Origin of the sequence: Streptococcus taoyuanensis, from assembly GCF_029589235.1 — a bacterium.
Classification (GTDB): domain Bacteria; phylum Bacillota; class Bacilli; order Lactobacillales; family Streptococcaceae; genus Streptococcus; species Streptococcus taoyuanensis.
In genome coordinates this window covers 80,191-103,858 of sequence record NZ_JARQVW010000005.1, presented here as the reverse complement: position 1 = coordinate 103,858, position 23,668 = coordinate 80,191, and the positions used below count along the sequence as shown (strand labels likewise).

The following is a 23,668-nucleotide window of genomic DNA, read 5'->3' as shown; positions in this document are numbered from 1 at the left end:
TTTCATCAGCTTTTACAGCCCTACTCAACTGTGCGGAGGTGGGACGACGAAATCGAATTCTAACGAATTACCGATTTCTGTCCCACTCTCTTTTTTTATCCTGCTTCCTTCTCTTTTATGGTATACTGAAAGCGACAACATGATTGGAGCTCCCGATGAAAAAGATCCCCTTAGTATTTTCAGGCTGTCTGTTAGGACTGGTTGGCGCTGGCAACCTTCTTGCAGACTCGCTACCCTTCCTTGCCCACGCCTTTAGTCTGACAGGTTTGTTCTTCTGGTTTTTCTTTGTCGTTTATCATGCGATTCGCTGGCAAGAAACCAAGATAGAACTCCAACAACCAGCCCTTTTATCTGGGATGGCGACTTTTCCCATGGCAGGGATGATTCTATCCACCTATCTTTTGCGCCTCTTTCCCGCCTTTGGAGGTCTATCACAGTTGGTCTGGTGGTCTGCCTTTCTCTTGGATCTGGGCTTAATTCTCTATTTTACCAAGACCCATGTCCTAGCGCGACCAAGAGCCAATGCCACTCCCAGTTGGACCGTTCTCTATGTGGGCATTGCAGTAGCAGCTTTGACTTATCCAGTTGTAGGAATCAGAGAGATTGCTTATCTCGCTTTAGTGATTGGTTTTGGTTTGACCTTTCTTCTTTATCCCCTTATCTATCATGATTTGAAGCAGTCCCCTTTACCCAGTCATCTATTGGGCCAAGAAGGCATCTATTGTGCTCCCTTTTCTCTTCTTTTAGCAGCCCTGGTTCGTGTGGGTGGAGCAAGCCTGCCCACCTGGTTCTTACTGATCATGGTGGTGGCCTCGCAAGGTTTTTATTTCTTTGTTTTGACGCGCCTACCGAAAATGATAAAAGAAGGTTTTCAACCTGCTTTTTCAGCCCTGACCTTTCCAACAGTCATCACAGCGACCTCTTTGAAAATGGCCCAAGGCTTGTTGCAACTACCTTTCTTGACAGCTCTCGTATGGCTGGAAACTCTTCTTTGTCTCTTGATTTTAGTCGCTGTCTTAGGTGGTTATGTGGCCTATCTCAGAGAGTAGGAAGGCATCCTTTTTCATTGAAACCTTGTCACGATTATGGTAAGATGCACTATACGATTTGTCATACTTTATAGGAAAGGTATCTATGAAATTCATCAAAGGAAAGCTCTCACTGCTTTATCCCCTCTTTCTGCTCTTGTTTTATTTTTATGTTCGGCCTCAATTTCGCCCCTTGGCCCAGTATGTCTCCAATAGCGTAGCAAGCGCCAATAGCTATTATTGGACCTTATTTGGCCTAGAAGGCCTCTATGCAGTCTTTACAGGATTTTTGGTCTATCGTTTTTCTAAAAAAGCGCAGTTTAAGCTGGGGAAGAACCCTCTTCAAGCTCTGATAGAAGCCGTTTTTGCGGCCTGTTTGGTCTACTGGTTGGACTACTTCATCAGTGGTTTTGTTCAAGGACGGGCAGCTGTTTTGAGTCTCTTTCCACGGGAAATTAGTCCCACAGGGGTGCTTATCTTAGTGATCGCAATGGTCGTCATCCGGCCGGTGACAGAAGAGCTGATCTTTCGTGGAGCCTTGGTGAATGCCTACTTCAAAGGCTGGAAACTCTATGCAGAGATTTGGCTTCCAGCCCTCATCTACAGTGGCCTGCATTTTCTCCACAATCCTTTTTCGCTGGGAGCTTCTATCATCTATCTCCTGCCGAGTGTGATTTTTGGGATCCTGTATTATCGGAGCAAGACGCTCCTTTCTCCTATTTTGGCTCATATCTTGCTCAATCTCTACTACACCTTGCCTTTACTTTTATCTGTATTTAAGTAACAACCGATTTCCTGAGTGAGATTGGTTTTTTTTGAAAATATGGTATAATAGAATAAATTTAATAGAGGGAGTGGAGGTTTGAAAAAAAGCTACCGCGTCAAACGTGACAAAGATTTTAATGCTATTTTTAAAAGTGGTCAAAATGTTGCCAATCGGAAATTCGTTATTTACCGTCTGAGCAAAGACCAACCGCATTTTCGAGTCGGCCTGTCTGTTAGTAAGAAACTAGGAAATGCTGTGACTAGAAATCGTATCAAACGTTTGATTCGCCATGTTTTAATCAAACAGCAAGCCTGCCTTACGACCGATGATTTTGTCGTCATTGCTCGTAAAGGAGTGGAGGAGCTCGACTTCCATCAAGTAGAGAAAAATCTTGTACATGTCTTAAAATTAGCGCATGTCTACCAAGAAAGGGAATAATGTGAAAAAGAAACTGAAGTTAACTGGATTATTAGGAGTGGCCTTAATGGTCTTGACAGCTTGTGGGACCTCTCAAGTGACAGCCGAATCGACAGGTGGTTGGGAACGTTTCGTCTACTTCTTTGCAGAAGCCATCCGCTTCTTGTCCTTTGGCGGAAGTATCGGTGTAGGGATTATCGTCTTTACCATTGTCATCCGGACGGTCCTCTTGCCTCTCTTCCAGTATCAAATGAATTCAACCCGCAAAATGCAGGAAATTCAACCCCTCCTCAAGAAATTGCAAGCTAAGTATCCTGGGAAGGATCTTGATAGCCGGACCAAGCTTTCCGAAGAGATGCGGGCCCTATACAAGGAAAAAGGTGTCAAAACGTCTTCAGCCTTCCTTCCTCTCTTAATCCAGATGCCGGTCTTGATGGCCTTGTTCCAAGCGCTGAGCCGTGTCGAATTCCTTAAAGTCGGTCACTTCCTCTGGTTGGACCTTGGCGCGATCGACCCGACTTATATCTTGCCGGTTCTTGCCGCACTCTTCACATTTTTCAGCAGTTGGTTGACCAATAAAGCCATGCCAGAGCGCAATGGTAGTGCAACAACCATGATGTATGTGATGCCTGTGATGATCTTCTTCTTTGCCTTGTTCTCAGCCAGCGGGGTCGCACTATACTGGGTGACTTCCAATGCTTACCAAGTCGGGCAAACCTATCTCTTGAACAACCCCTTCAAGATTATTGCAGAGCGTGAAGCAAAAGAGCAAGCTTCGCGCGACATGGAAAAACAAAAACGCCGTGCCCTAAACAAAGCACAGAAAAAGAAAAAATAAGAAAGAGGTGGACATATGGTCCTATATACTGGAGCAACTGTTGAAGAAGCGATTCAAAAAGGTCTGAACGATTTAGATATTCCTCGTATGAAGGCACATATTACGGTTGTAGCGCGTGAAAAGAAAGGTTTTCTTGGCTTGTTTGGGAAAAAACCAGCCCAAGTAGAGATTGAGCCCATTGCAGAAACAACGGTTGTGAAAGCCAATCAAAAAGCTGTCAAAGGTGTCCCAGATGAGATCAATGCACAAAACGAACCGGTTAAGACGGTGAGCGAAGCAACGGTCGATCTCGGACGCGTCGTAGCGGCGATCAAAAAGGTCGAAGAAGAAGGAGAAGTTGTCTCTGAAGAAATCAAGACAGAAATCCTGAAACATGACAAAGAAGCAGATACCGTTCTTGAAGAAAAAGGGCATGAACATATCCTTGAAAAAGTCAAAGAACCAGCGGCAAAAGAATCAAGCGAGTCTGATTTCTCAAACCTTGGTATCGAGGTAGAGGAAAACTACAACATCGAGGAAGTCGTAGATGATGTGACAGCCTACGTTCAAACCGTGGTCGATGAAATGGATGTGGATGCGACCATCTCAAGTAGTCACAACCGCCGTACGGTCAATATGCAAATTGATACCAATGAGCCAGGACGTGTCATTGGTTACCACGGAAAAGTCTTGAAGGCTCTTCAACTTTTGGCGCAAAATTACCTCTATAACCGCTACTCAAAGAATTTTTACATTACGATTAATGTGAATGACTATGTAGAACACCGGGCGGAAGTTCTTCAAAGCTATGCTCAGAAGTTAGCAACGCGTGCCCTCGAAGATGGGCAAGCCCAACAGACAGATCCGATGTCAAACAGTGAACGCAAAATCATTCACCGGATCGTCTCTAAGATGGAAGGAGTCACTAGCTACTCTGAAGGGGAAGAACCAAACCGTTACGTGGTGGTAGACATCGAAGGATAATCTAGCTATTATTTCCCATAAGGGAGAGACGGGATTGAGCCGATCTCTCCTTTTTTAGGTTTAGAAAGGAAGCAGATGGCATTTGCAGCGATTCGAGAGTTTTTAAAGCTTCAAGGAATGAAATACCAGGCTCCAGCAAAGGCAGGGGGGCTAGCCTCAGAGATGGAGCAGTATCGTGCTCTAGCTCAAGCGGCTCGTAAGGAATTCACCGATTTAGTCTCGGCCTTTCAGCAGCGTCACCCTTACTTGGAGCAGGATCGGACCAGCCAATGGATGAACCAGGCCCAGGTCTTGCGGCCTCATTTTTGGGCCTATCTAAAAGGAGAAGGGACGATGGCAGAGCCCATGTTTGCCTTGAGGCTCTATGGAGATGCAGTTGATTTTGGAGTTTCCTTAGAGGTGAGTTTTATCGAGCGAAAAAAAGATGAGGAGAGTCTTCAAAAACAACACATGGTTCTCACCCTTCCCATCACTCAGCCAGTTTATTATTTCGCCCAGAAAAATGGAGAGAGTCAAAGGGTAGAAGGAACAGAAAAGAATCGCCATGATCTGTTACAAGCAGTAGCAGAAGGGGCGGTTCGCAAGGTCCTCGTCAAATACGATGTTTCTCTAGTCGAGGATGGTTCTCTTGAGGATATCCTAGATCAGTTGCAAGAGGCGCTGGTTGCTCTGGAACCCTATTACTTGGCAACCCGTCAGGTGTAGAAAGGTGTTCTCCGACCTGTATTTGCAACAATTTTGCCATAGCTATTGACAAATAGAGTCGAATCCGATAGAATAGTAAAGTATGTTTAGTAACTGATCACAACTAGCCGGCTAAACGAATACAAAATCTATGAGGAGGTATTCATCGTGAAACGTACTTATCAACCAAGTAAACTTCGTCGTGCGCGCAAACATGGTTTCCGTCACCGTATGGCAACTAAAAATGGTCGTCGCGTATTGGCAGCTCGTCGTCGTAAAGGACGCAAAGTTTTGGCTGCGTAATTCAGATAAAAACCTAAAAACCAGTAGAAACTCGAGACTACTGGTTTTTGTTTTGTCCGAAAGTGAATTTAGAGGCGCTTTCTGCTATAATAGAAAGAAGAAAAACTCGGAAGAAAAGGAAGATCATGCAGATTTTTGATACCCACACCCATCTCAATGTGGAAGAATTCGCAGGAAAAGAACAAGAAGAGCTCGACTTGGCCAAGGAAATGGGTGTTGTAGCCCACAATATTGTTGGTTTTGACAAACCGACGATTGAGCGTGCCATGGAGTTGGCAGATCAATATCCAGAACTCTATCTCACGCTTGGCTGGCACCCCACTGAGGCGGGAGATTATACTCCTGAAGTGGAGGCCTATTTACTTGAACAGCTAAAACATCCCAAAGTCGTCGCACTCGGAGAAATCGGTCTCGATTACCACTGGATGACAGCGCCAAAAGACGTCCAAGAAAAGGTTTTTCGTCGTCAGATTCAATTGTCTAAAGACTTGGACTTGCCTTTTGTGGTGCATACACGCGATGCTTTAGAAGATACTTATGCCATCATCAAGAGTGAAGGAGTCGGTCCTCGCGGTGGGATCATGCATTCTTTCTCAGGAAGTTTAGAAGAAGCTAAACGCTTCATGGATCTGGGGATGATGATTTCCTTTTCTGGAGTGGTGACCTTTAAGAAGGCAACAGATGTCCAAGAAGCGGCAGCTGGCCTTCCGTTAGACAAGATCTTGGTTGAAACAGATGCTCCTTACCTGGCACCAGTTCCCAAACGTGGTCGGGAAAATAAAACAGCCTACACTCGTTATGTGGTAGATTTTATTGCAACACTACGTGGCTTAACAACAGAAGAAGTGGCTCAGGCAACCTATGACAATGCAAGAAAGGTATTTGGCCTTGATTGAGAAAAGAAAAATACCAGAAGTAATTGTTGTGGAGGGCAAGGACGATACGGCCAATCTCCGTCGTTTTTATGAGGTGGATACCTATGAAACGCGAGGCTCTGCGATCGATCAAGATGACTTGGAACGAATTGCTACCTTGCAAGAGTTGCGTGGGGTCATTGTCTTTACCGATCCAGACTATAATGGCGAGCGGATTCGCAAGATCATTATGCAAGAGGTGCCCCAGGCCAAGCATGCCTTTTTAAATCGTGGCGAAGCAGTACCCAAATCCAAGACCAAGGGGCGTTCTCTTGGAGTGGAGCATGCCAGTTTTGAAGACTTAGAAAAAGCCCTAGCTGGACTGGTCGGGTCTTACGAAGATGAAAATTTCTTTGATATCACAAAGACTGACTTGATGCGGCTTGGACTCTTGATGGGAAGCGATAGTCGCAAACGGCGGGAATATCTAGGAGAAGCCTTGCGCATCGGCTACTGCAATGGCAAGCAATTGATCAAACGCTTGGAATTGTTTGGAATTTGTTTAGCACAAGTCGAAGAGGCGATGGCCAGTTATTAAGACGGAAGTAGAGGGGATCCTTTACCCCTAAACTGATTAGAAAAGAGAAAAAATGAGAATTGCAGATTATAGCGTGACCAAGGCAGTGCTGGAGCGTCACGGCTTTACCTTTAAAAAATCCTTCGGTCAGAACTTCTTGACCGATACCAACATCCTTCAAAAAATTGTGGATACGGCAGAGATTGATAAGCAGGTCAATGTCATCGAAATCGGTCCTGGAATTGGAGCCCTCACTGAGTTCTTGGCGGAAAATGCGGCAGAAGTCATGGCTTTTGAGATCGATGACCGCTTGGTTCCCATTTTGGCGGATACCTTGCGTGATTTTGACAATGTCACGGTTGTCAACCAAGACATCCTCAAGGTAGACCTCAACCAGTACATCGCAGAGTTTAAAAATCCGGACCTTCCGATCAAGGTAGTGGCTAACCTTCCGTATTACATCACAACTCCAATCCTCATGCATTTGATCGAATCCAAGATTCCTTTCCAAGAATTTGTGGTCATGATGCAAAAAGAGGTGGCAGACCGCATCTCGGCTGAGCCCAACACCAAGGCTTATGGTTCTTTATCCATTGCAGTCCAATACTATATGACTGCTAAGGTAGCCTTTATCGTGCCCCGCACCGTCTTTGTGCCAGCACCAAACGTCGACTCTGCCATCCTCAAGATGGTCCGTCGCGAAGAACCAGCAGTACCCGTCAAGGACGAAGATTTCTTCTTCTCTGTCAGCAAGGCTAGCTTTGTCCACCGCCGCAAAACACTTTGGAACAACTTGACCAGTCGCTTTGGCAAGACCGAAGAAATCAAAGCCAAGCTGGAAGCAGGAATCCAAGCTGCAGGCCTGCAACCTTCTGTACGAGGAGAAGCTCTTAGCTTAGAAGACTTCGCTCGCCTAGCAGATGGCCTTCTAGAAGCAGGAATAAAATAACAGAAAAGCCATAGGTTATAACCTATGGCTTATTTGTATCGTAAGGAAAGGACGGGATTTGAACCCGCGCGTGAATAAAATCCACTTGCCGGATTTCGAGTCCGGTGCCGTACCGAGCTGGGCCACCTTTCCAAGATGCGGAGAAAGGGATTTGAACCCTCACGCCCGAAGGGGCACATGCGCCTGAAGCATGCGTGTCTGCCGTTCCACCACCTCCGCATAGTTCTATTATACACTTTTTAGGAAAAATGCCAAGGAAAAAAAGGAAGGTGCCCTTTCCCGAATTCTGCTAAAAGACAAGTCATAACAGATACTCCGTCTTCTGTTTCTATCCATTTAAAAAACGAACCTATTCGTTTCTAAAAGCGTCCGGAGAGGTTCACTTTTCGTTTTTTCTTATTGAGCAATCCAGCCTTATTTCTCATTTTTTGGTATAATAGATAGTATTAATCTCAAAGGAGTGCGATTTGCAAGGAACAATCGTCAAGGCCTTGGCTGGCTTTTACTACGTGGAGTCAGATGGTCACATTTATCAGACACGGGCTCGTGGAAATTTTAGAAAAAAAGGACAGACTCCTTATGTGGGGGATCAGGTGGAGTTTTCTGCTGAAGAGAATTCAGAAGGCTACATTTTGAGCATTGCGCCTCGAAAAAATAGCCTCGTGCGCCCTCCTATTGTCAATATTGATCAGGCAGTAGTGATTATGTCAGCTAAGGAGCCGGATTTCAATGCCAATCTTTTAGACCGTTTTCTGGTTCTTTTGGAGCATAAGGGGATTCATCCCATTGTCTATATTTCAAAACTGGACTTGTTAGAAGATATGGAAGACATCCACTACTACCAAGGAATCTATCAGGCTATTGGCTATGATTTTGTCTTGTCGATTGAGGAACTCTTGCCCCTTTTGACCAATCAAACCACGGTCTTTATGGGACAGACCGGTGTAGGAAAATCGACCTTGCTCAATAAGATTGCTCCGGATCTGGAGCTTGAAACGGGTGAGATTTCAGATAGTCTGGGGCGCGGTCGACACACGACCCGAGCTGTCAGCTTTTACCATTTAAATGGAGGAAAGATCGCAGATACGCCTGGCTTTTCATCCCTTGATTATGAAGTGACAACCAGTGAAGATTTAAATCAAGCCTTCCCAGAGATCGCCGATGTGAGCCACTCTTGTAAATTTCGTACCTGTACCCACACGCATGAGCCAGCTTGTGCGGTGAAACCAGCCGTTGAAAGAGAGGAAATTGCACCTTTCCGTTATGAGGATTACTTGCAATTTCTAAGTGAGATTGAAAACCGTCGCGAAACCTATAAAAAAGTTTCGAAAAAAATGCCAAAATAGGAGACACTACAACGATGAAAACAATGAAATTAGCCCCCTCAATTTTGAGTGCCGATTATGCCAATTTTGAAAGTGAATTGAAACGCTTAGAAGCAGCAGGAGCTGACTATGCCCATATCGATGTCATGGATGGCCATTTTGTACCCAATATCAGCTTTGGAGCTGGTGTCGTAGAGAGCATGCGTCCACATAGCAAGTTGGTCTTTGATTGCCACTTGATGGTCACCAATCCCGAACACCATATCGAAGAATTTGCCCGTGCAGGTGCTGATATCATCAGCATCCACGTAGAAGCGACTCCCCATATTCACGGAGCTCTTCAAAAAATTCGTCAAGCAGGTGTGAAGGCGAGTGTTGTGATCAATCCAGGAACTCCTGTAGACAGTATCAAACATGTCTTGAACTTGGTGGATCAAGTCTTGGTCATGACCGTTAATCCAGGATTTGGTGGCCAAGCCTTCTTGCCTGAAACCATGGACAAGGTGCGCGAATTAGCCACTCTTCGTGAAGAAAAAGGATTCGACTTTGATATCGAAGTGGATGGTGGAATTGATGACCAAACTATTTCGCAAGCAAAAGAAGCTGGGGCCAATGTCTTTGTAGCAGGTTCTTATGTCTTTAATGGAGATGTTAATGAGCGCGTTCAAACGCTCCGAGATGCAGTAAATGGGTAACATCGCAATACTGGCGGGAGGTGACAGCACGCTCTTGCCAAAAGATCATGACGCTTATGTAGGCGTTGATGGTGGCTGTTTGAAGCTACTGGAACAAGGTCTGCCTTTAGATATAGCTGTGGGGGATTTCGATTCCGTCTCTGAGACCGATTTGCGCAAGATCCAAACCCAAGCCAAGCAAGTTGTTCAATCCGTCCCTGAAAAGAACGATACGGATTTGGAATTGGCCTTGAAAGCAGTCTTTGAAGCCTATCCAGAGGCTGCGGTCACTGTTTACGGTGCCTTTGGTGGTCGCTTGGATCACTTTTTGTCCAATATCTTTTTGCCGACCGATCCAGACCTAGCTCCCTACATGGAGCAGATCCAATTAGTCGATGGTCAAAATCGCTTGATCTACAGACCAGCAGGTTGCCATGAGATTCAGCCAGATCCAGCCATGTCTTATGTTGGTTTTATGCCTGTCGGACAAGGCCACCTTGAGATCACAGGAGCCAAGTATCCGCTCCATCAGGAGAATTATTTTTTGAAGGCCATGTATGGCTCCAATGAATTTTTGGATCAACCGATTCAAGTGAGTCTTGACCGTGGCTATCTTGTCATTGTTTATAGTAAAGACAGAGGTTAATATGAATATCATTCTGCTTCTGATTGGCCTGCTCAATCTGGGCCTCCTCATCTATTTCTTGCAACGGTCAGATGATACAAGACCGGCTTTACGAGAGATGCTGGAAGACCATGAGGATCATTTGACAGACCAGTTGGACTATCGTTTTGAAAAAGAAAGACAAGCAAGCCAGATTGCCAATCAGCAGTTAGAGATCGCCCTGACAGATCGCTTAACCGAGATGCGAGTGGAGATCCACCAGCAGACGACGGCTCTGCGCGCTGAGATGAATGAGCACTTTACTAAAAATCGGGACAAAACAGATGAGCGCATGCGCCAGATCCAAGAGTCCAATGAAGTGCGGCTAGAACAGATGCGCCAAACGGTAGAAGAAAAATTGGAGAAAACCTTGCAGCACCGCTTACAGACCTCCTTTGAGACGGTTTCAAAACAATTGGAGTCGGTCAACAAAGGGCTGGGAGAAATGCAGACGGTGGCGCGGGATGTCGGAACTCTTAATAAAGTTCTTTCCAATACCAAGACGCGTGGGATTATGGGCGAATTGCAGCTGGGTCAAATCATTGAAGATATCTTGACCCCAGCCCAGTATGAGCGGGAGTTTGTCACCGTTCCCCAATCCAGTGAGCGCGTGGAATATGCCATTAAGCTTCCGGGGCAAGGAGAGGAACCAGTCTATTTGCCGATTGACTCTAAATTCCCACTGGAAGACTATTATCGTCTGGAAGAAGCTTATGAATCAGGAGAGAAAGAGGAGATCGAGCGTTACCGCAAGGCCCTTCTTGCTAGTATCAAGCGTTTTGCTAAGGATATCCAACAAAAATACCTCTTTCCACCAGCGACAACGAATTTCGGAATTCTCTTTTTGCCAACTGAAGGCCTCTATTCCGAAGTGGTTCGCAATCCAGAATTCTTCGATCGCTTGCGTCGGGACGAACAAATTTTAGTGGCTGGTCCAAGTACGCTATCAGCCCTCTTGAACTCCTTGTCTGTTGGCTTTAAAACGCTCAACATCCAAAAGAGTGCAGATGACATTAGCAAGGTGTTGGGATCGGTCAAATCAGAATTCCATAAGTTTGGAGGGATTCTGGCCAAAACTCAGCGCCATTTAAAGAATGCTTCCAATAATATTGATGATTTGCTAACCAGACGGACCAGTGCCATCGAGCGGACACTCCGCCAAATCGAAAGCGATGAGGACCTGCTGGGACTAGATGTATATATAGAAGATGGAGAAGATGATGGTCAAAATTAACCAAATGAAAAAAGATGAATTGTTCGAAGGATTCTATTTGATCAAGTCAGCAGAAGTGCGTCAAACGCGGGCCGGGAAAAACTACCTCGCCTTTGTCTTCCAGGATGAGACCGGTACAATCGAAGGTAAACTATGGGATGCCCAACCTCACAATGTAGAGAGTTTTATGGCTGGGCGCGTGGTCCATATGTCTGGACGTCGAGAAGTTTACAATAATACTCCGCAAGTCAACCAATTAAACATGCGCTTGCCCCAAGCAGGAGAGCCCAACAATCCAGCAGACTTTAAGGAAAAACCACCAGTAGATCCCAAGGAATTGCATGAATACCTGTCAAACATGATTTTCAAAATTGAAAATCCAGTCTGGCAACGGATTGTCCGGGCCCTCTATGGGAAATATGAGAAAGAGTTTTATAGCTATCCAGCTGCTAAGACCAACCACCATGCCTTTGAAGCAGGTCTCGCTTATCATACGGCGACCATGGTCCGCTTGGCAGATAGTATCGGTGATATCTATCCTCAGTTGAATAAGAGCTTGCTCTTTGCGGGGATTATGTTACACGATTTGGCCAAAGTGATCGAGTTGACGGGACCTGAAAATACAGAATACACTGTTCGGGGCAACCTCATCGGCCACATTGCACTGATCGATGAAGAAATCACCAAGGTCTTGCAAGAGTTGAAGATTGATGACCAAAAAGAAGAAGTCATCGTCCTTCGCCATGTGATCTTGAGTCACCATGGCTTGCTCGAATACGGTAGTCCTGTTCGTCCAAAAATCATGGAAGCAGAGATTATTCATATGATCGATAATTTGGATGCAGAAATGATGATGATGACAACAGCACTTGGCTTAATTGGTCCTGGCGAAATGACTAATAAAATCTTTGCTATGGAAAACAGATCCTTCTATAAACCGAATCTCGACTAGTAAAAACAGGGATAAATACGGGAATGGTTCTGCCAAAAATAAAATAATCAGGAAAAAACGGCCTTCTGTAAATCAGAATGTTCGTTTTTTTCGCTTCTTATGGTATAATGATAGAAAAAACTACATGGTGAGAAAATGAAATTAAGAAGAAGTGAACGGATGGTCGTAATTTCTAATTACTTGATCAACCATCCCTATGAATTGACTAGCCTCAATACGTTTGCGGAAAAGTATGAGTCTGCCAAGTCTTCCATCTCAGAAGATATCGTGATCATTAAGCGTGCGTTTGAAGAGATGGAAATCGGAAATATTGAGACCATTACAGGAGCTGGTGGAGGCGTGATCTTTACACCGTCTATATCAGATCAAGAATCCAAAGAAATCGTCGAAGATCTTTGCAAGCAACTGTCTGAAAGTGATCGTATCCTTCCTGGTGGCTACATTTACCTGTCTGATCTTTTGAGCAATCCAAAGATTTTGAATCGGATCGGCCGCATCATTGCCAAAGCCTTTCGAGATAAGAAAATTGATGCTGTCATGACCGTAGCGACCAAGGGAGTTCCTTTAGCGAATGCAGTGGCCAATGTCTTGAATGTTCCATTTGTCATTGTCCGTCGTGATTTGAAAATCACAGAAGGGTCAACCGTTAGTGTCAACTATGTTTCAGGCTCAAGTGGGGATCGCATTGAGAAAATGTTCCTTTCAAAACGGAGCCTAAAAGCAGGAAGCAGGGTCTTGATTGTCGATGACTTCCTTAAAGGTGGCGGAACGATTAACGGGATGGTCAGTCTCTTGGCTGAATTCGATTCTGAATTAGCAGGGGTAGCTGTCTTTGCGGATAATGCTGCAACCGACCGTGAATTCTTTGAACACAAATCCTTATTGCGTGTGACCAACATCGATGTAAAAGAAAATAAATTGAGTGTCGAAGTTGGGAATATCTTTGATTAAGAGCAACAAAGGAGGATCAAAAAGTGAAAAGAATTTTAGATCGATTTGATAATAGTCCTTTGTGGATTCGCTTGGTGACAGTTCTGTCTCTATCCTTTATTTTAGTAGCTGGTTTGTATACCGTTAAAAAGAATACGGCTGCCCAGGTAACGACAGAAATTCAACCTGCTAAAAAAACAGGTTCCCTTCCAGTGAAAAAGGAAACAAAGGAAGAAAAAGAAAAAAAGGAAGAAAAGAAAAATACAGAAGCTGCTGAAAAAGCAGTCGTTCAAATGGAAACAACGCCAAGTCAAGATTCTGTGAACGCTGCCCAAGCTGCTGTGAAGAAAGTCAAAGATGCGACTCAAAAGCAATCGCTTGAGGCCCGTATCCAATACATCGCTAACTATTATGGACTGACCTATGAGAGCGACACAGCGGCAACACAGCAGACTCAAACAGACGCTAATGCCAACACGAACGCGAACGCAAATACTAATGCCAATGCCAATGCTGGAGTAGCTGGAGCCAATGCGACAGTTCAACCACAACAGCAACAACAGTATGCTCCGGCTGCAGATGCAGGGGCAGAAGAACCTGCTGAAGCTGGTCAATGATGAACTTTTTCGACTTCTTTAAAAAATAAAAAAACATCTTGCAATCAAAGTGCCGTCATGTTATAATAATAGACGGTACTTTTTACTTTTGGTCTCTCAAGAGTGTACAGGGACGTGCTGACAAATGTTGCAAAAGTACACACAGATGGTAGCTGTCACCAAGTGTACCATCACCAAAAATAAAAAATTTCACAGGAGAATGTAGATGCCTACAATTAACCAATTGGTTCGCAAACCGCGTAAATCAAAAGTAGAAAAATCTAAATCACCAGCTTTGAACGTTGGTTACAACAGTCATAAAAAAGTTCAAACAAACGTTTCTTCACCACAAAAACGTGGTGTTGCAACTCGTGTTGGAACAATGACACCTAAAAAACCTAACTCAGCCCTTCGTAAATTCGCTCGTGTACGTTTGAGCAACTTGATCGAAGTAACTGCTTATATCCCAGGTATCGGACACAACTTGCAAGAACACAGCGTGGTTCTTCTTCGTGGTGGACGTGTAAAAGACCTTCCAGGGGTACGTTACCATATCGTCCGTGGAGCACTTGATACTGCAGGTGTAAACGATCGTAAACAAGGCCGTTCTAAATACGGTACTAAACGTCCAAAAGCATAAGGAAAGGGGATAAAGAGAAATGAGTCGTAAAAACCGTGCGCCTAAACGCGATGTATTGCCAGATCCGCTTTACAATTCACAATTAGTTACTCGTCTTATCAACCGCGTTATGCTTGATGGTAAACGTGGTACAGCTGCTTCAATCGTTTACGGAGCTTTCGAACAAATTAAAGAAGCTACTGGAAACGATGCTCTTGAAGTATTCGAAACAGCTATGGAAAACATCATGCCTGTACTTGAAGTACGTGCTCGCCGTGTCGGTGGTTCTAACTACCAAGTCCCAGTTGAAGTTCGTCCAGAACGTCGTACAACACTTGGACTTCGTTGGTTGGTAACCATCGCTCGTCAACGTGGTGAACACACAATGGTTGATCGTCTTGCAAAAGAAATCTTGGATGCAGCGAACAACACTGGTGCAGCTGTTAAGAAACGTGAAGATACTCACCGTATGGCTGAAGCTAACCGTGCATTCGCACACTTCCGCTGGTAATAAAATGATACTAAGAGCGGCAAAGGCCCAAGGCAAAAATAGGAAACTGATGCAGTGTTCGATGAACACAAAGCAGTTTATCTTTTTTGCACCGGGCCTCGCTCGGGTTCAAATCAGTTAACTTGAGCTTTTAGCCCGGATTCAATTAAGCTTCGTCAGCTCTTGAACCCAATTCAACTCTTCTTACAAGTTGGAACCAAAACTTAGCATGAAAACACTGAAAACGGGTAGGTCCTGCCTATCCGTTTTTATTAAATCATGTTATAATAGAATATAGAAATAAAAAATATAGGAGAAACAAACCTCATGGCACGCGAATTTTCACTTGAAAAAACTCGTAATATCGGTATCATGGCTCACGTCGATGCTGGTAAAACAACTACAACTGAGCGTATCCTTTACTACACTGGTAAGATTCACAAAATCGGTGAAACTCACGAAGGTGCGTCACAAATGGACTGGATGGAGCAAGAACAAGAACGTGGTATCACTATCACATCTGCCGCTACAACAGCTCAATGGAAAGACACTCGTGTAAACATCATCGACACACCAGGACACGTGGACTTCACTATCGAAGTTCAACGTTCACTCCGCGTTTTGGACGGTGCTGTAACCGTTCTTGACTCACAATCAGGTGTTGAACCTCAAACTGAAACAGTTTGGCGTCAAGCAACTGAATACGGAGTTCCTCGTATCGTATTCGCTAACAAGATGGATAAGATCGGTGCTGACTTCCTTTACTCAGTAAGCACACTTCATGACCGTCTTCAAGCAAACGCTCATCCAATTCAATTGCCAATCGGTGCTGAAGATGACTTCCGCGGAATCATTGACTTGATCAAGATGAAAGCTGAAATCTATACTAACGACCTTGGTACAGATATCCTTGAAGAAGATATTCCAGCTGAATACCTTGAACAAGCTCAAGAATACCGTGAAAAATTGGTTGAAGCAGTTGCTGAAACTGATGAAGACTTGATGATGAAATACCTTGAAGGGGAAGAAATCACTAACGAAGAATTGAAAGCTGGTATCCGTAAAGCTACAATCAACGTTGAGTTCTACCCAGTACTTTGTGGTTCTGCCTTCAAGAACAAAGGGGTTCAATTGATGTTGGATGCAGTCCTTGACTACCTTCCAAGCCCACTTGATATCCCTGCAATCAAGGGTGTAAACCCAGATACAGACGAAGTAGAAGAACGTCCAGCATCTGATGAAGAGCCATTTGCAGCTCTTGCCTTCAAGATCATGACTGACCCATTCGTAGGTCGTTTGACATTCTTCCGTGTTTACTCAGGTGTCTTGAACTCAGGTTCATACGTCTTGAACACTTCTAAAGGTAAACGTGAACGTATCGGACGTATCCTTCAAATGCACGCCAACACTCGTAAAGAAATCGAAACAGTTTACTCTGGAGATATCGCTGCTGCCGTTGGTTTGAAAGATACTACAACTGGTGACTCATTGACAGATGAAAAAGCAAAAATCATCCTTGAATCAATCGAAGTTCCAGAACCAGTTATCCAATTGATGGTTGAGCCTAAATCTAAAGCAGACCAAGATAAGATGGGTATCGCCCTTCAAAAATTGGCTGAAGAAGATCCAACATTCCGCGTTGAAACAAACCCTGAAACTGGTGAAACAGTTATCTCTGGTATGGGTGAGTTGCACTTGGATGTCCTTGTTGACCGTATGAAACGTGAATTCAAGGTTGAAGCTAACGTTGGTGCCCCTCAAGTATCTTACCGTGAAACATTCCGCGCTTCTACACAAGCACGTGGATTCTTCAAACGTCAATCTGGTGGTAAAGGTCAGTTTGGTGATGTTTGGATCGAATTTACTCCAAACGAAGAAGGTAAAGGATTCGAGTTCGAAAATGCGATCGTCGGTGGTGTGGTTCCACGTGAATTCATCCCTGCAGTAGAAAAAGGACTTCAAGAATCTATGGCGAACGGTGTTCTTGCTGGTTACCCAATGGTTGACGTGAAAGCTAAGCTTTACGATGGTTCATACCACGATGTCGACTCATCTGAAACTGCCTTCAAGATCGCTGCATCTCTTGCACTTAAAGAAGCTGCTAAGACTGCACAACCAGCTATCCTTGAACCAATGATGCTTGTAACCATCACAGTTCCTGAAGAAAACCTTGGGGATGTTATGGGTCACGTAACTGCTCGTCGTGGACGTGTAGATGGTATGGAAGCACACGGTGCAAGCCAAATCGTTCGTGCTTATGTGCCACTTGCTGAAATGTTCGGTTACGCTACTGTCCTTCGTTCTGCAACTCAAGGACGTGGTACCTTCATGATGGTATTTGACCACTACGAAGATGTACCAAAATCAGTACAAGAAGAAATCATTAAAAAAGCTAAAGGTGAAGCTTAATTTACCAAAGCTAAAAAACTCTTCCCGCTTTGGGAAGAGTTTTTCTTTGTTCCATAAGTGAGGACAAGTAAAAAAGTGCTCTTCCTATCGAACAATACTTTGTGAAAAACTTTAATAAAAGAGGTGGTGATCTATGATAAATCTTGCTTTTCGTTGGGAAATAGTTGCTTTTTAATGCAATAAAGTATATAATAGAGACTGTTAAAAGATGTTTGGCGCTGTGTCAAGTTACTCTTTTCACAAAAAATTTTTTGATTTTCATAAGGAGGAAATCACGAATGGTAGTTAAAGTTGGTATTAACGGTTTCGGTCGTATCGGACGTCTTGCTTTCCGTCGTATCCAAAACGTAGAAGGTGTTGAAGTTACACGCATCAACGACCTTACAGATCCAGTTATGCTTGCACACTTGTTGAAATACGATACAACTCAAGGTCGTTTCGACGGTACTGTGGAAGTTAAAGAAGGTGGATTCGAAGTTAACGGTAAATTCGTTAAAGTTTCTGCTGAACGCGATCCAGAACAAATCGACTGGGCTAACGACGGTGTAGAAATCGTTCTTGAAGCAACTGGTTTCTTTGCTACTAAAGCAGCTGCTGAAAAACACTTGCATGCTGGTGGTGCTAAGAAAGTTGTTATCACTGCTCCTGGTGGATCAGATGTTAAAACAGTCGTATTTAACACTAACCACGATATTCTTGATGGTACTGAAACAGTTATCTCAGGTGCTTCATGTACTACAAACTGCTTGGCTCCAATGGCTAAAGCTCTTCAAGATAACTTCGGTGTTGTTGAAGGATTGATGACTACTATCCACGCTTACACTGGTGACCAAATGATCCTTGACGGTCCACACCGTAAAGGTGACCTTCGTCGTGCACGCGCTGGTGCTGCTAACATCGTTCCTAACTCAACTGGTGCTGCTAAAGCAATCGGTTTGGTTATCCCTGAATTGAACGGTAAATTGGACGGAGCTGCACAACGCGTTCCTACTCCAACTGGATCAGTTACTGAATTGGTAGTTGTTCTTGAAAAGAACGTTACTGTTGATGAAGTAAATGCAGCTATGAAAGCAGTAGCTAACGAATCATACGGTTACACTGAAGATCCAATCGTTTCTTCAGACGTTGTAGGTATGTCTTACGGATCATTGTTTGACGCAACTCAAACTAAAGTTCTTGACGTTGACGGTAAACAATTGGTTAAAGTTGTTTCATGGTATGACAACGAAATGTCTTACACTGCACAACTTGTTCGTACTCTTGAATACTTCGCAAAAATTGCTAAATAATTCATGTGTATGATGAGAGGAGGGAAACCTCCTCTTTTTTTGTACTTTTTTTAGGGCTTTCTCATCATATTATAGGAATTGCTAAAATTGATTGACAGTGCTAAATAGATTAGGGTATCCTATCCTTGATTGGAGATTTCTAATACAAGAAAATGAAAGCGATTACAGATCGTGGAGGAAGGAGCCAATGGAAATCGCTCAAGAAAAAGAAAAAAACCATACAAGGAGGTCAAGATGAAAGGTCATCTATTTGAAAAGAAAGAACGATTTAGTATACGAAAATTCAGTGTGGGAGTTTGCTCCGCATTGATTGGGTTAGCATTTTTAGGAACAGGCGCTGTCTCTGCAGATGAGACGGTTTCTACTAGTGAACAACCCTTAGAAACCTCTTCAGTAGCGACCAAAGACGTCAATCATCTAGTTAGAGAAGCTGGCGTCTATACTGCAGATGCGGCTTTACCTGCTGCAGAAACGGAAAAACCAGCCGCAGAAGTGGTCGCTCCAGAGGCTAGTCCTACAAGTACAGAAGCTAGCTCGGCGACTACAGATCATACAGTTGTTTCAGAGACTGAAAAACCGAAAGCTGCTGCTGAGAAAGTGGCCGATTTACCAACCAATGAAGAAAAACAATTGAGACCCAAAGAAGTTAAGTTCGATACTTGGGACGATCTCTTGAAGTGGGAACCAGGAAAACGAGTGGATGACGATATGAACAGAGCAAGTGTCCCACTTGCGAGTCGTTTTCAAGGGAAACAAATTAATGAACAAGCCAACCCTGAAGCGAAGATCCAAGCACTGTCAAATATGAACTCCAAAGCCAAGGATCATGCGTCTGTCGGCGGGGAAGAATTTAAGGCCTATGCTTTTGATTACTGGCAATATTTGGATTCCATGGTCTTTTGGGAAGGGCTGGTTCCATCAGCAGATGTGATCGATGCTGCCCACCGAAATGGGGTTCCTATTTATGGGACAATCTTTTATAACTGGTCTAGCAGCATCAAGGATCAAGAACGTTTTGCAGAAACCTTGAAAGAAGATAGTGAAGGCTCTAAAACTTTCCCGATCGCCCGTAAATTAGTCGAACTTGCCAAGTACTATGGCTTTGATGGTTACTTTATCAACCAAGAAACGACCGGAAATCTTGTAGAACCATTGGGTCCAAAATTGAGAGATTTTCTTCTTTATACCAAGGAATATGCGAAAAGTCTGAACTATCCGATTAAGTATTCTTGGTATGATGCTATGACCTATGAATATGGCCGTTACCATGAGAATGCGCTGGGAGAATACAACTACAATTTCATGCAGCCAGAAAATGGGGAAAACCCAGTGGATACCTTCTTTGCTAACTTTAACTGGGGCAAATCAGAAGTGGATTATTCCATCAGTACAGCCAAATGGATTAAGCGCAATCCTTATGATGTTCTAGCTGGACTTGAGCTCCAAAAAGGTGGCTCTTATAAGACTAATGTAGACTGGAATGCCATTTTAGATGAACATGGCAAGTTGCGTCTATCTCTTGGTCTTTATGCGCCAGATACCATTACAGGTCTAGGAAAGACTGGAGAAGGTTACCATACTCATGAAGATCTATTCTGGACAGGTTTCCAAGGAGATCCGACTAAAGGAAAACCAGCAGACCAATCTTGGTACGGAATGTCTAATTTGGTTGTGGACAAAACCCCAATCACTAGTGAAGATTTCAATACTTCCTTCAATACTGGTCACGGAAAACACTGGTTTGTGGATGGCAAGATTTCTAAAGAAGGGGAATGGAACTACCGTTCTGTTTCTGGCTACCTTCCAACATGGCGTTGGTGGGTAGAGCATAGTGAAGATAGTACACCATTAAAAGGTCGCTATGATTTTGATCAAGCTTACAATGGAGGAAATTCTCTAGCTTTTGAAGGAGATTTAAAAGCCAATAGCAGTCAAAATGTCATGCTCTATTCGACCAAGATTCCTGTGACAGAAACGACAAAATTGAGCGTCAGTCATAAAGGTGGGGTCGGAGCAGCTGCCTGGGTAGCTGTTGCCACCAAAGAAGACTACTCTGAATACGAATGGAAAGAATTAACACCGAGTGCAGATTGGTCCACTCAAACCTTTGATTTGGGAAGTTTGGCTGGCAAGACCATTTATGCTGTGAAGATGTTCTTTGACCATGATACGGATGTCAAAGACTACAAATTTAATCTCGGCCAATTGTCGATTACGTCGAACCAAGAGAAACCAGCTACTCCAGCAGAAGTATCCGTTCGGGCAAAACGCCTACAAAATGCGCAAGAAGCAGAAGCAGTCCTCAATTTTAAAGGGGTAGCAGATGCGGATTATTATGAAGTCTATGAAAAAGATGGCGATAACTGGCGTCTCTTAACAGGATCTTCTGCGACAACCGTCTATCTACCAAAAGTTAGCCGTTCAGCAAGTGCTGAAGGAACCACTCAGGAACTCAAGGTTGTGGCAGTTGGAAAGAATGGTCAACGTTCAGATGCGGGAACTGTAGCCTTTGATTGGGGCATGACCGTGTCAGATACCAGTCTACCAAAAGCCCTAGCGCCAAACGTGGTTATCGGAGCCAAAGTGATCGGTTCGAGCTTCCCAGATGCGGATGGTAGTGAAGGCATTGAAGGTATGTTAAATGGGACCATTACCAGTCTTTCAGATAAATGGTCTTCTGCTCAATTGAGTGGAACTGTCGATATCCGCTTGACACAACCACGGACCATTGTTCGTTGGGTCATGGACCATGCCGGTGCTGGTGGAGAATCTGTCGATGATGGCAAAATGAATACCCGTGACTTCGACCTTTACTACAAGGACGAAGCGGGTGAATGGAAGCTCGCTAAGGAAGTTCGTGGCAATAAAGCCCATGTATCTGACATTACACTGGATCATCCGATCAAGGCTCAAGACTGGCGTCTCCATGTCATTACAGCAGATAACGGCACCCCATGGCAAGCCATCCGGATTTACAACTGGAAGATGTATGAAAGTCTAGATACTGAGACGGTCAACATTCCGATGAAACATGCTGCAGCGCAAAACCTAGGTAATCATTTTGTACAAGTCGGTTTCAAAGATGTCCCAGCTAATACTACTCTGACTCTTTATGCCGATAAAGAAGCCACTAGTCCAATTGCGACCATGACAGCCGATCAAGCTGGAAATCTGATCTTTAAACCATTGGCTTTTGAATCAACCCCATCTCTTCTATACTATCGTGCGCAAGAACCTGGTAAAGATATCAGTAATGTTTTGGCGATCGAAGTTCCAAAGAATGATAAAGAAATTGTGGGCCTTCAATTTGAAGATGGATTGACTAAGAAGGTCTACCGGGAAGGCGATGCCCTTTCCTTGAAAGGGGCGACTCTCCGCGTTCATTATAAAGATGGCCAAGCAGATCAACTGGTCAACCTCACCAACTCAGGTGTAGAGATTCATGGATTTGACAGTAGCAAGCTGGGAGAACAACACCTAGAAGTCTCTTACCTTGGTCAGAAATTGGATAAGACCCTCACTGTTTTTGTGGTCAGTGCAGAAGAAGCAGGTGAAAAAGCAGTTGCTGGTCTAGAATTGACCGACAAACCAAAAGTGGAATATATTGTCGGAGAATCATTGGAAAAAGAAGGTGGACGCTTTACAGTCGTCTTTGAAGATGAAACGACCGAAACGCATGCCTTGACAGATGAAGGTGTGGAAGTGACTGGCTTTGATACGACCAAGGAAGGTCGTCAAACCATCACTGTCCATTACAAAGGAGCTAGCACAAGCTTTGATGTCCTCGTCAATCCAAAACCAGCTCTCAACGATGAATACCTCAAGCAAAAATTGGCTGAAGCTGAAGCTGCAAAAGCCAAAGTAGACTTTACTTTTGCGACTCCTGAAGTCAAAGAAGCTTTGCTGGCTGGAATGGCTGCTTCTGAAAAAGTCTTGAAAGAGCATGATACCAGCACACAAGATCAAGTCAATGAGCAGTTGAACCAATTGACCGCTCTCTTGAAAGCCTTGGATGGTCAAGCCAATCTAACAAAAGAAAAAGAAGCTCTCTCTGCTCTGACAACAGAAGCGACTGCTCTATTAACAAGCAAGCCAAATCACCCTTCTGGAGAGGCTTTGCAGGCACTGGTTGAGAAAAATAAAGAGCTCCTAGCTTCTTCAGTGCTCACTCCTGAAGCGCTTGAAATAGCTAAGACAGGTCTAGAGACCTTGATTGCGCTCCTGAAAGAAGATAAGCCAGCGGTCTTTGTAGACCCTGCGACTGGAGTCGAAGTTCAATTCTCCAACTTAGAGCCAACCGTTGTCAAAGGACTAAAAGTCGCAAAAGTTGAAGCCAATCAGGTAGAAAAAGAAGAGCTGAAGGGCCGAGAAGGAATCGTATTTGATATTGAAGGCGTGGATGCAAGCGGTCAAGATATCGATACCCACCATCCATCCCTTGTGAAAATCCCTGTGGATAAGGATAAAGAAGTGGAGCAAGTTCTCTTCTTCCCAGAAGGTCAAGCTCCTCAATCCTTGGCCTTTGAGAGAGTTGGAGATGTAGTCATCTTTACAGCTCCTCACTTTACTCACTATGCGATTGTCTATAAGCCAGCACAAACGGAAGGACCAGATCAACCGATCCAACCAGAGGAACCGGCTAAACCTGATCAGCCTGTTCAACCGGCTCAACCAAATCAACCAGTCCAACCAGCTGCCCCAGTGACTCCGGATCCAGCTAATCCATTGAAGCCTACAGAGTCTTCTCAAGTGGATCAGTTGGCCACAACGACTTCTACTCAACCGGGTCATCAAGAGGAAGAACACAAGGATATGGTCGATCAAGAGATCCATCAGTTGTTAAGTGCCCACCAAGGAGCGAACTCACAGCCAACGGTTCAGCAAGGAACAAAAGATGCAAGTAAAGAAAGTCAATCGGAACACTTGCCAAATACGGCAAGCCTAGAAGCTTCCTTTGCAGCTGAAGCTGTTCTCCTAGCAGCCTTAGGCGGCTTCCTCTTGGCTGGTAAGAAGAAAGAAGAGTAAGGCTTTTACAGGATTCTTTTGTTCACTTAAAAAGTCACTCTCAAAAAAACCTCTCTGGTGAAAACTAGAGAGGTTTGATCTTGTATCTAGAAGTGTCGTTCGG

General features: G+C 44.2%; 22 protein-coding genes and 2 tRNA genes. 22 read left to right on the top strand and 2 right to left on the bottom strand.

Annotated elements, in window-relative coordinates; genetic code table 11:
* Positions 1 to 155 precede the first annotated feature (155 nt).
* From P5Y91_RS05290 to rsmA, 10 genes are all read left to right on the top strand, one after another.
* Entirely contained in the window at positions 156 to 1,049 is an 894-nt protein-coding gene (locus P5Y91_RS05290) for a TDT family transporter (protein ID WP_003015956.1), read from the top strand.
* Between the two features lie 85 nt (positions 1,050 to 1,134).
* On the top strand, positions 1,135 to 1,812 hold the full coding sequence (locus P5Y91_RS05285; RefSeq protein WP_031573875.1) for a CPBP family intramembrane glutamic endopeptidase: 678 nt from the start codon (positions 1,135 to 1,137) through the stop codon (positions 1,810 to 1,812).
* 78 nt (positions 1,813 to 1,890) lie between these two features.
* Positions 1,891 to 2,232 carry a ribonuclease P protein component gene (rnpA, locus tag P5Y91_RS05280; RefSeq protein WP_277839126.1) on the top strand — a complete coding sequence of 114 codons (342 nt, stop codon included), beginning with the start codon at positions 1,891 to 1,893 and terminating at the stop codon, positions 2,230 to 2,232.
* A 1-nt stretch (position 2,233) separates the two neighbouring features.
* Entirely contained in the window at positions 2,234 to 3,049 is an 816-nt protein-coding gene (locus P5Y91_RS05275; protein ID WP_277839125.1) for a YidC/Oxa1 family membrane protein insertase, read from the top strand.
* 15 nt (positions 3,050 to 3,064) lie between these two features.
* Positions 3,065 to 4,012 carry an RNA-binding cell elongation regulator Jag/EloR gene (gene jag, locus P5Y91_RS05270; protein WP_049483648.1) on the top strand — a complete coding sequence of 316 codons (948 nt, stop codon included), beginning with the start codon at positions 3,065 to 3,067 and terminating at the stop codon, positions 4,010 to 4,012.
* 75 nt (positions 4,013 to 4,087) lie between these two features.
* A complete protein-coding gene (locus tag P5Y91_RS05265; protein ID WP_277839124.1) occupies positions 4,088 to 4,717 on the top strand; it encodes an HI_0552 family protein in 630 nt (209 codons plus the stop codon).
* Positions 4,718 to 4,864: 147 nt separating this feature from the next.
* Positions 4,865 to 4,999 (top strand): 50S ribosomal protein L34, encoded by a 135-nt coding sequence (rpmH, locus tag P5Y91_RS05260; protein WP_003003086.1) that lies wholly within the window; start codon positions 4,865 to 4,867, stop codon positions 4,997 to 4,999.
* A gap of 125 nt (positions 5,000 to 5,124) precedes the next feature.
* Positions 5,125 to 5,895, top strand: coding sequence for a TatD family hydrolase (locus P5Y91_RS05255; RefSeq protein ID WP_277839123.1), 771 nt, complete (start codon positions 5,125 to 5,127; stop codon positions 5,893 to 5,895).
* Positions 5,867 to 6,451: a ribonuclease M5 gene (rnmV, locus tag P5Y91_RS05250; protein WP_277839122.1), complete on the top strand. Its 585-nt coding sequence runs from the start codon at positions 5,867 to 5,869 to the stop codon at positions 6,449 to 6,451. The genes P5Y91_RS05255 and rnmV overlap by 29 nt, the downstream gene beginning before the upstream one ends.
* Positions 6,452 to 6,503: 52 nt before the next feature.
* On the top strand, positions 6,504 to 7,379 hold the full coding sequence (rsmA, locus tag P5Y91_RS05245; protein WP_195189328.1) for a 16S rRNA (adenine(1518)-N(6)/adenine(1519)-N(6))-dimethyltransferase RsmA: 876 nt from the start codon (positions 6,504 to 6,506) through the stop codon (positions 7,377 to 7,379).
* Positions 7,380 to 7,422: 43 nt separating this feature from the next.
* Here rsmA and P5Y91_RS05240 read toward each other — a convergent pair.
* Positions 7,423 to 7,511: transfer RNA gene (locus P5Y91_RS05240), tRNA-Ser, on the bottom strand.
* A 4-nt stretch (positions 7,512 to 7,515) separates the two neighbouring features.
* A tRNA-Leu gene (locus tag P5Y91_RS05235) sits at positions 7,516 to 7,598 on the bottom strand.
* Between the two features lie 248 nt (positions 7,599 to 7,846).
* Between P5Y91_RS05235 and rsgA the strand changes: the two genes are divergently transcribed.
* From rsgA to P5Y91_RS05175, 12 genes are all read left to right on the top strand, one after another.
* Positions 7,847 to 8,725, top strand: coding sequence for a ribosome small subunit-dependent GTPase A (rsgA, locus tag P5Y91_RS05230; protein WP_031573894.1), 879 nt, complete (start codon positions 7,847 to 7,849; stop codon positions 8,723 to 8,725).
* 14 nt (positions 8,726 to 8,739) lie between these two features.
* Positions 8,740 to 9,399: a ribulose-phosphate 3-epimerase gene (gene rpe / locus P5Y91_RS05225; RefSeq protein ID WP_021153977.1), complete on the top strand. Its 660-nt coding sequence runs from the start codon at positions 8,740 to 8,742 to the stop codon at positions 9,397 to 9,399.
* Positions 9,392 to 10,024, top strand: a complete 633-nt coding sequence (locus P5Y91_RS05220) for a thiamine diphosphokinase (protein ID WP_277839121.1) — start codon at positions 9,392 to 9,394, stop codon at positions 10,022 to 10,024. Before rpe ends, P5Y91_RS05220 begins: the two co-directional genes overlap by 8 nt.
* A gap of 1 nt (position 10,025) precedes the next feature.
* Positions 10,026 to 11,276 (top strand): DNA recombination protein RmuC, encoded by a 1,251-nt coding sequence (locus P5Y91_RS05215; protein WP_049497101.1) that lies wholly within the window; start codon positions 10,026 to 10,028, stop codon positions 11,274 to 11,276.
* A complete protein-coding gene (locus tag P5Y91_RS05210; RefSeq protein ID WP_049483640.1) occupies positions 11,263 to 12,207 on the top strand; it encodes a 3'-5' exoribonuclease YhaM family protein in 945 nt (314 codons plus the stop codon). Before P5Y91_RS05215 ends, P5Y91_RS05210 begins: the two co-directional genes overlap by 14 nt.
* Before the next feature lie 135 nt (positions 12,208 to 12,342).
* Positions 12,343 to 13,158, top strand: a complete 816-nt coding sequence (gene purR / locus P5Y91_RS05205; RefSeq protein ID WP_003012466.1) for a pur operon repressor — start codon at positions 12,343 to 12,345, stop codon at positions 13,156 to 13,158.
* Between the two features lie 23 nt (positions 13,159 to 13,181).
* On the top strand, positions 13,182 to 13,754 hold the full coding sequence (locus P5Y91_RS05200; RefSeq protein ID WP_024054651.1) for a hypothetical protein: 573 nt from the start codon (positions 13,182 to 13,184) through the stop codon (positions 13,752 to 13,754).
* A 205-nt stretch (positions 13,755 to 13,959) separates the two neighbouring features.
* On the top strand, positions 13,960 to 14,373 hold the full coding sequence (gene rpsL, locus P5Y91_RS05195; RefSeq protein ID WP_001142332.1) for a 30S ribosomal protein S12: 414 nt from the start codon (positions 13,960 to 13,962) through the stop codon (positions 14,371 to 14,373).
* A 19-nt stretch (positions 14,374 to 14,392) separates the two neighbouring features.
* Positions 14,393 to 14,863 (top strand): 30S ribosomal protein S7, encoded by a 471-nt coding sequence (gene rpsG / locus P5Y91_RS05190; protein ID WP_003003105.1) that lies wholly within the window; start codon positions 14,393 to 14,395, stop codon positions 14,861 to 14,863.
* A 306-nt stretch (positions 14,864 to 15,169) separates the two neighbouring features.
* Positions 15,170 to 17,251: an elongation factor G gene (gene fusA, locus P5Y91_RS05185; protein WP_195189331.1), complete on the top strand. Its 2,082-nt coding sequence runs from the start codon at positions 15,170 to 15,172 to the stop codon at positions 17,249 to 17,251.
* Between the two features lie 278 nt (positions 17,252 to 17,529).
* On the top strand, positions 17,530 to 18,540 hold the full coding sequence (gene gap, locus P5Y91_RS05180) for a type I glyceraldehyde-3-phosphate dehydrogenase (RefSeq protein ID WP_006154814.1): 1,011 nt from the start codon (positions 17,530 to 17,532) through the stop codon (positions 18,538 to 18,540).
* A 234-nt stretch (positions 18,541 to 18,774) separates the two neighbouring features.
* Positions 18,775 to 23,565, top strand: a complete 4,791-nt coding sequence (locus P5Y91_RS05175; RefSeq protein ID WP_277839120.1) for an endo-beta-N-acetylglucosaminidase — start codon at positions 18,775 to 18,777, stop codon at positions 23,563 to 23,565.
* Positions 23,566 to 23,668: the final 103 nt, after the last annotated feature.

What these genes read in the sequence shown, in the direction of transcription:
- P5Y91_RS05255 (WP_277839123.1), top strand. Translation starts at nt 5,125, where the DNA reads ATGCAGATTTTTGATACCCACACCCATCTCAATGTGGAAGAATTCGCA.
- P5Y91_RS05210 (WP_049483640.1), top strand. Translation starts at nt 11,263, where the DNA reads ATGGTCAAAATTAACCAAATGAAAAAAGATGAATTGTTCGAAGGATTC.
- purR (WP_003012466.1), top strand. Translation starts at nt 12,343, where the DNA reads ATGAAATTAAGAAGAAGTGAACGGATGGTCGTAATTTCTAATTACTTG.
- P5Y91_RS05290 (WP_003015956.1), top strand. Translation starts at nt 156, where the DNA reads ATGAAAAAGATCCCCTTAGTATTTTCAGGCTGTCTGTTAGGACTGGTT.
- gap (WP_006154814.1), top strand. Translation starts at nt 17,530, where the DNA reads ATGGTAGTTAAAGTTGGTATTAACGGTTTCGGTCGTATCGGACGTCTT.
- P5Y91_RS05175 (WP_277839120.1), top strand. Translation starts at nt 18,775, where the DNA reads ATGAAAGGTCATCTATTTGAAAAGAAAGAACGATTTAGTATACGAAAA.
- P5Y91_RS05285 (WP_031573875.1), top strand. Translation starts at nt 1,135, where the DNA reads ATGAAATTCATCAAAGGAAAGCTCTCACTGCTTTATCCCCTCTTTCTG.
- P5Y91_RS05220 (WP_277839121.1), top strand. Translation starts at nt 9,392, where the DNA reads ATGGGTAACATCGCAATACTGGCGGGAGGTGACAGCACGCTCTTGCCA.
- rpsG (WP_003003105.1), top strand. Translation starts at nt 14,393, where the DNA reads ATGAGTCGTAAAAACCGTGCGCCTAAACGCGATGTATTGCCAGATCCG.
- jag (WP_049483648.1), top strand. Translation starts at nt 3,065, where the DNA reads ATGGTCCTATATACTGGAGCAACTGTTGAAGAAGCGATTCAAAAAGGT.
- P5Y91_RS05265 (WP_277839124.1), top strand. Translation starts at nt 4,088, where the DNA reads ATGGCATTTGCAGCGATTCGAGAGTTTTTAAAGCTTCAAGGAATGAAA.
- rpe (WP_021153977.1), top strand. Translation starts at nt 8,740, where the DNA reads ATGAAAACAATGAAATTAGCCCCCTCAATTTTGAGTGCCGATTATGCC.
- fusA (WP_195189331.1), top strand. Translation starts at nt 15,170, where the DNA reads ATGGCACGCGAATTTTCACTTGAAAAAACTCGTAATATCGGTATCATG.
- rnmV (WP_277839122.1), top strand. Translation starts at nt 5,867, where the DNA reads ATGCAAGAAAGGTATTTGGCCTTGATTGAGAAAAGAAAAATACCAGAA.
- rsmA (WP_195189328.1), top strand. Translation starts at nt 6,504, where the DNA reads ATGAGAATTGCAGATTATAGCGTGACCAAGGCAGTGCTGGAGCGTCAC.
- P5Y91_RS05215 (WP_049497101.1), top strand. Translation starts at nt 10,026, where the DNA reads ATGAATATCATTCTGCTTCTGATTGGCCTGCTCAATCTGGGCCTCCTC.
- rpsL (WP_001142332.1), top strand. Translation starts at nt 13,960, where the DNA reads ATGCCTACAATTAACCAATTGGTTCGCAAACCGCGTAAATCAAAAGTA.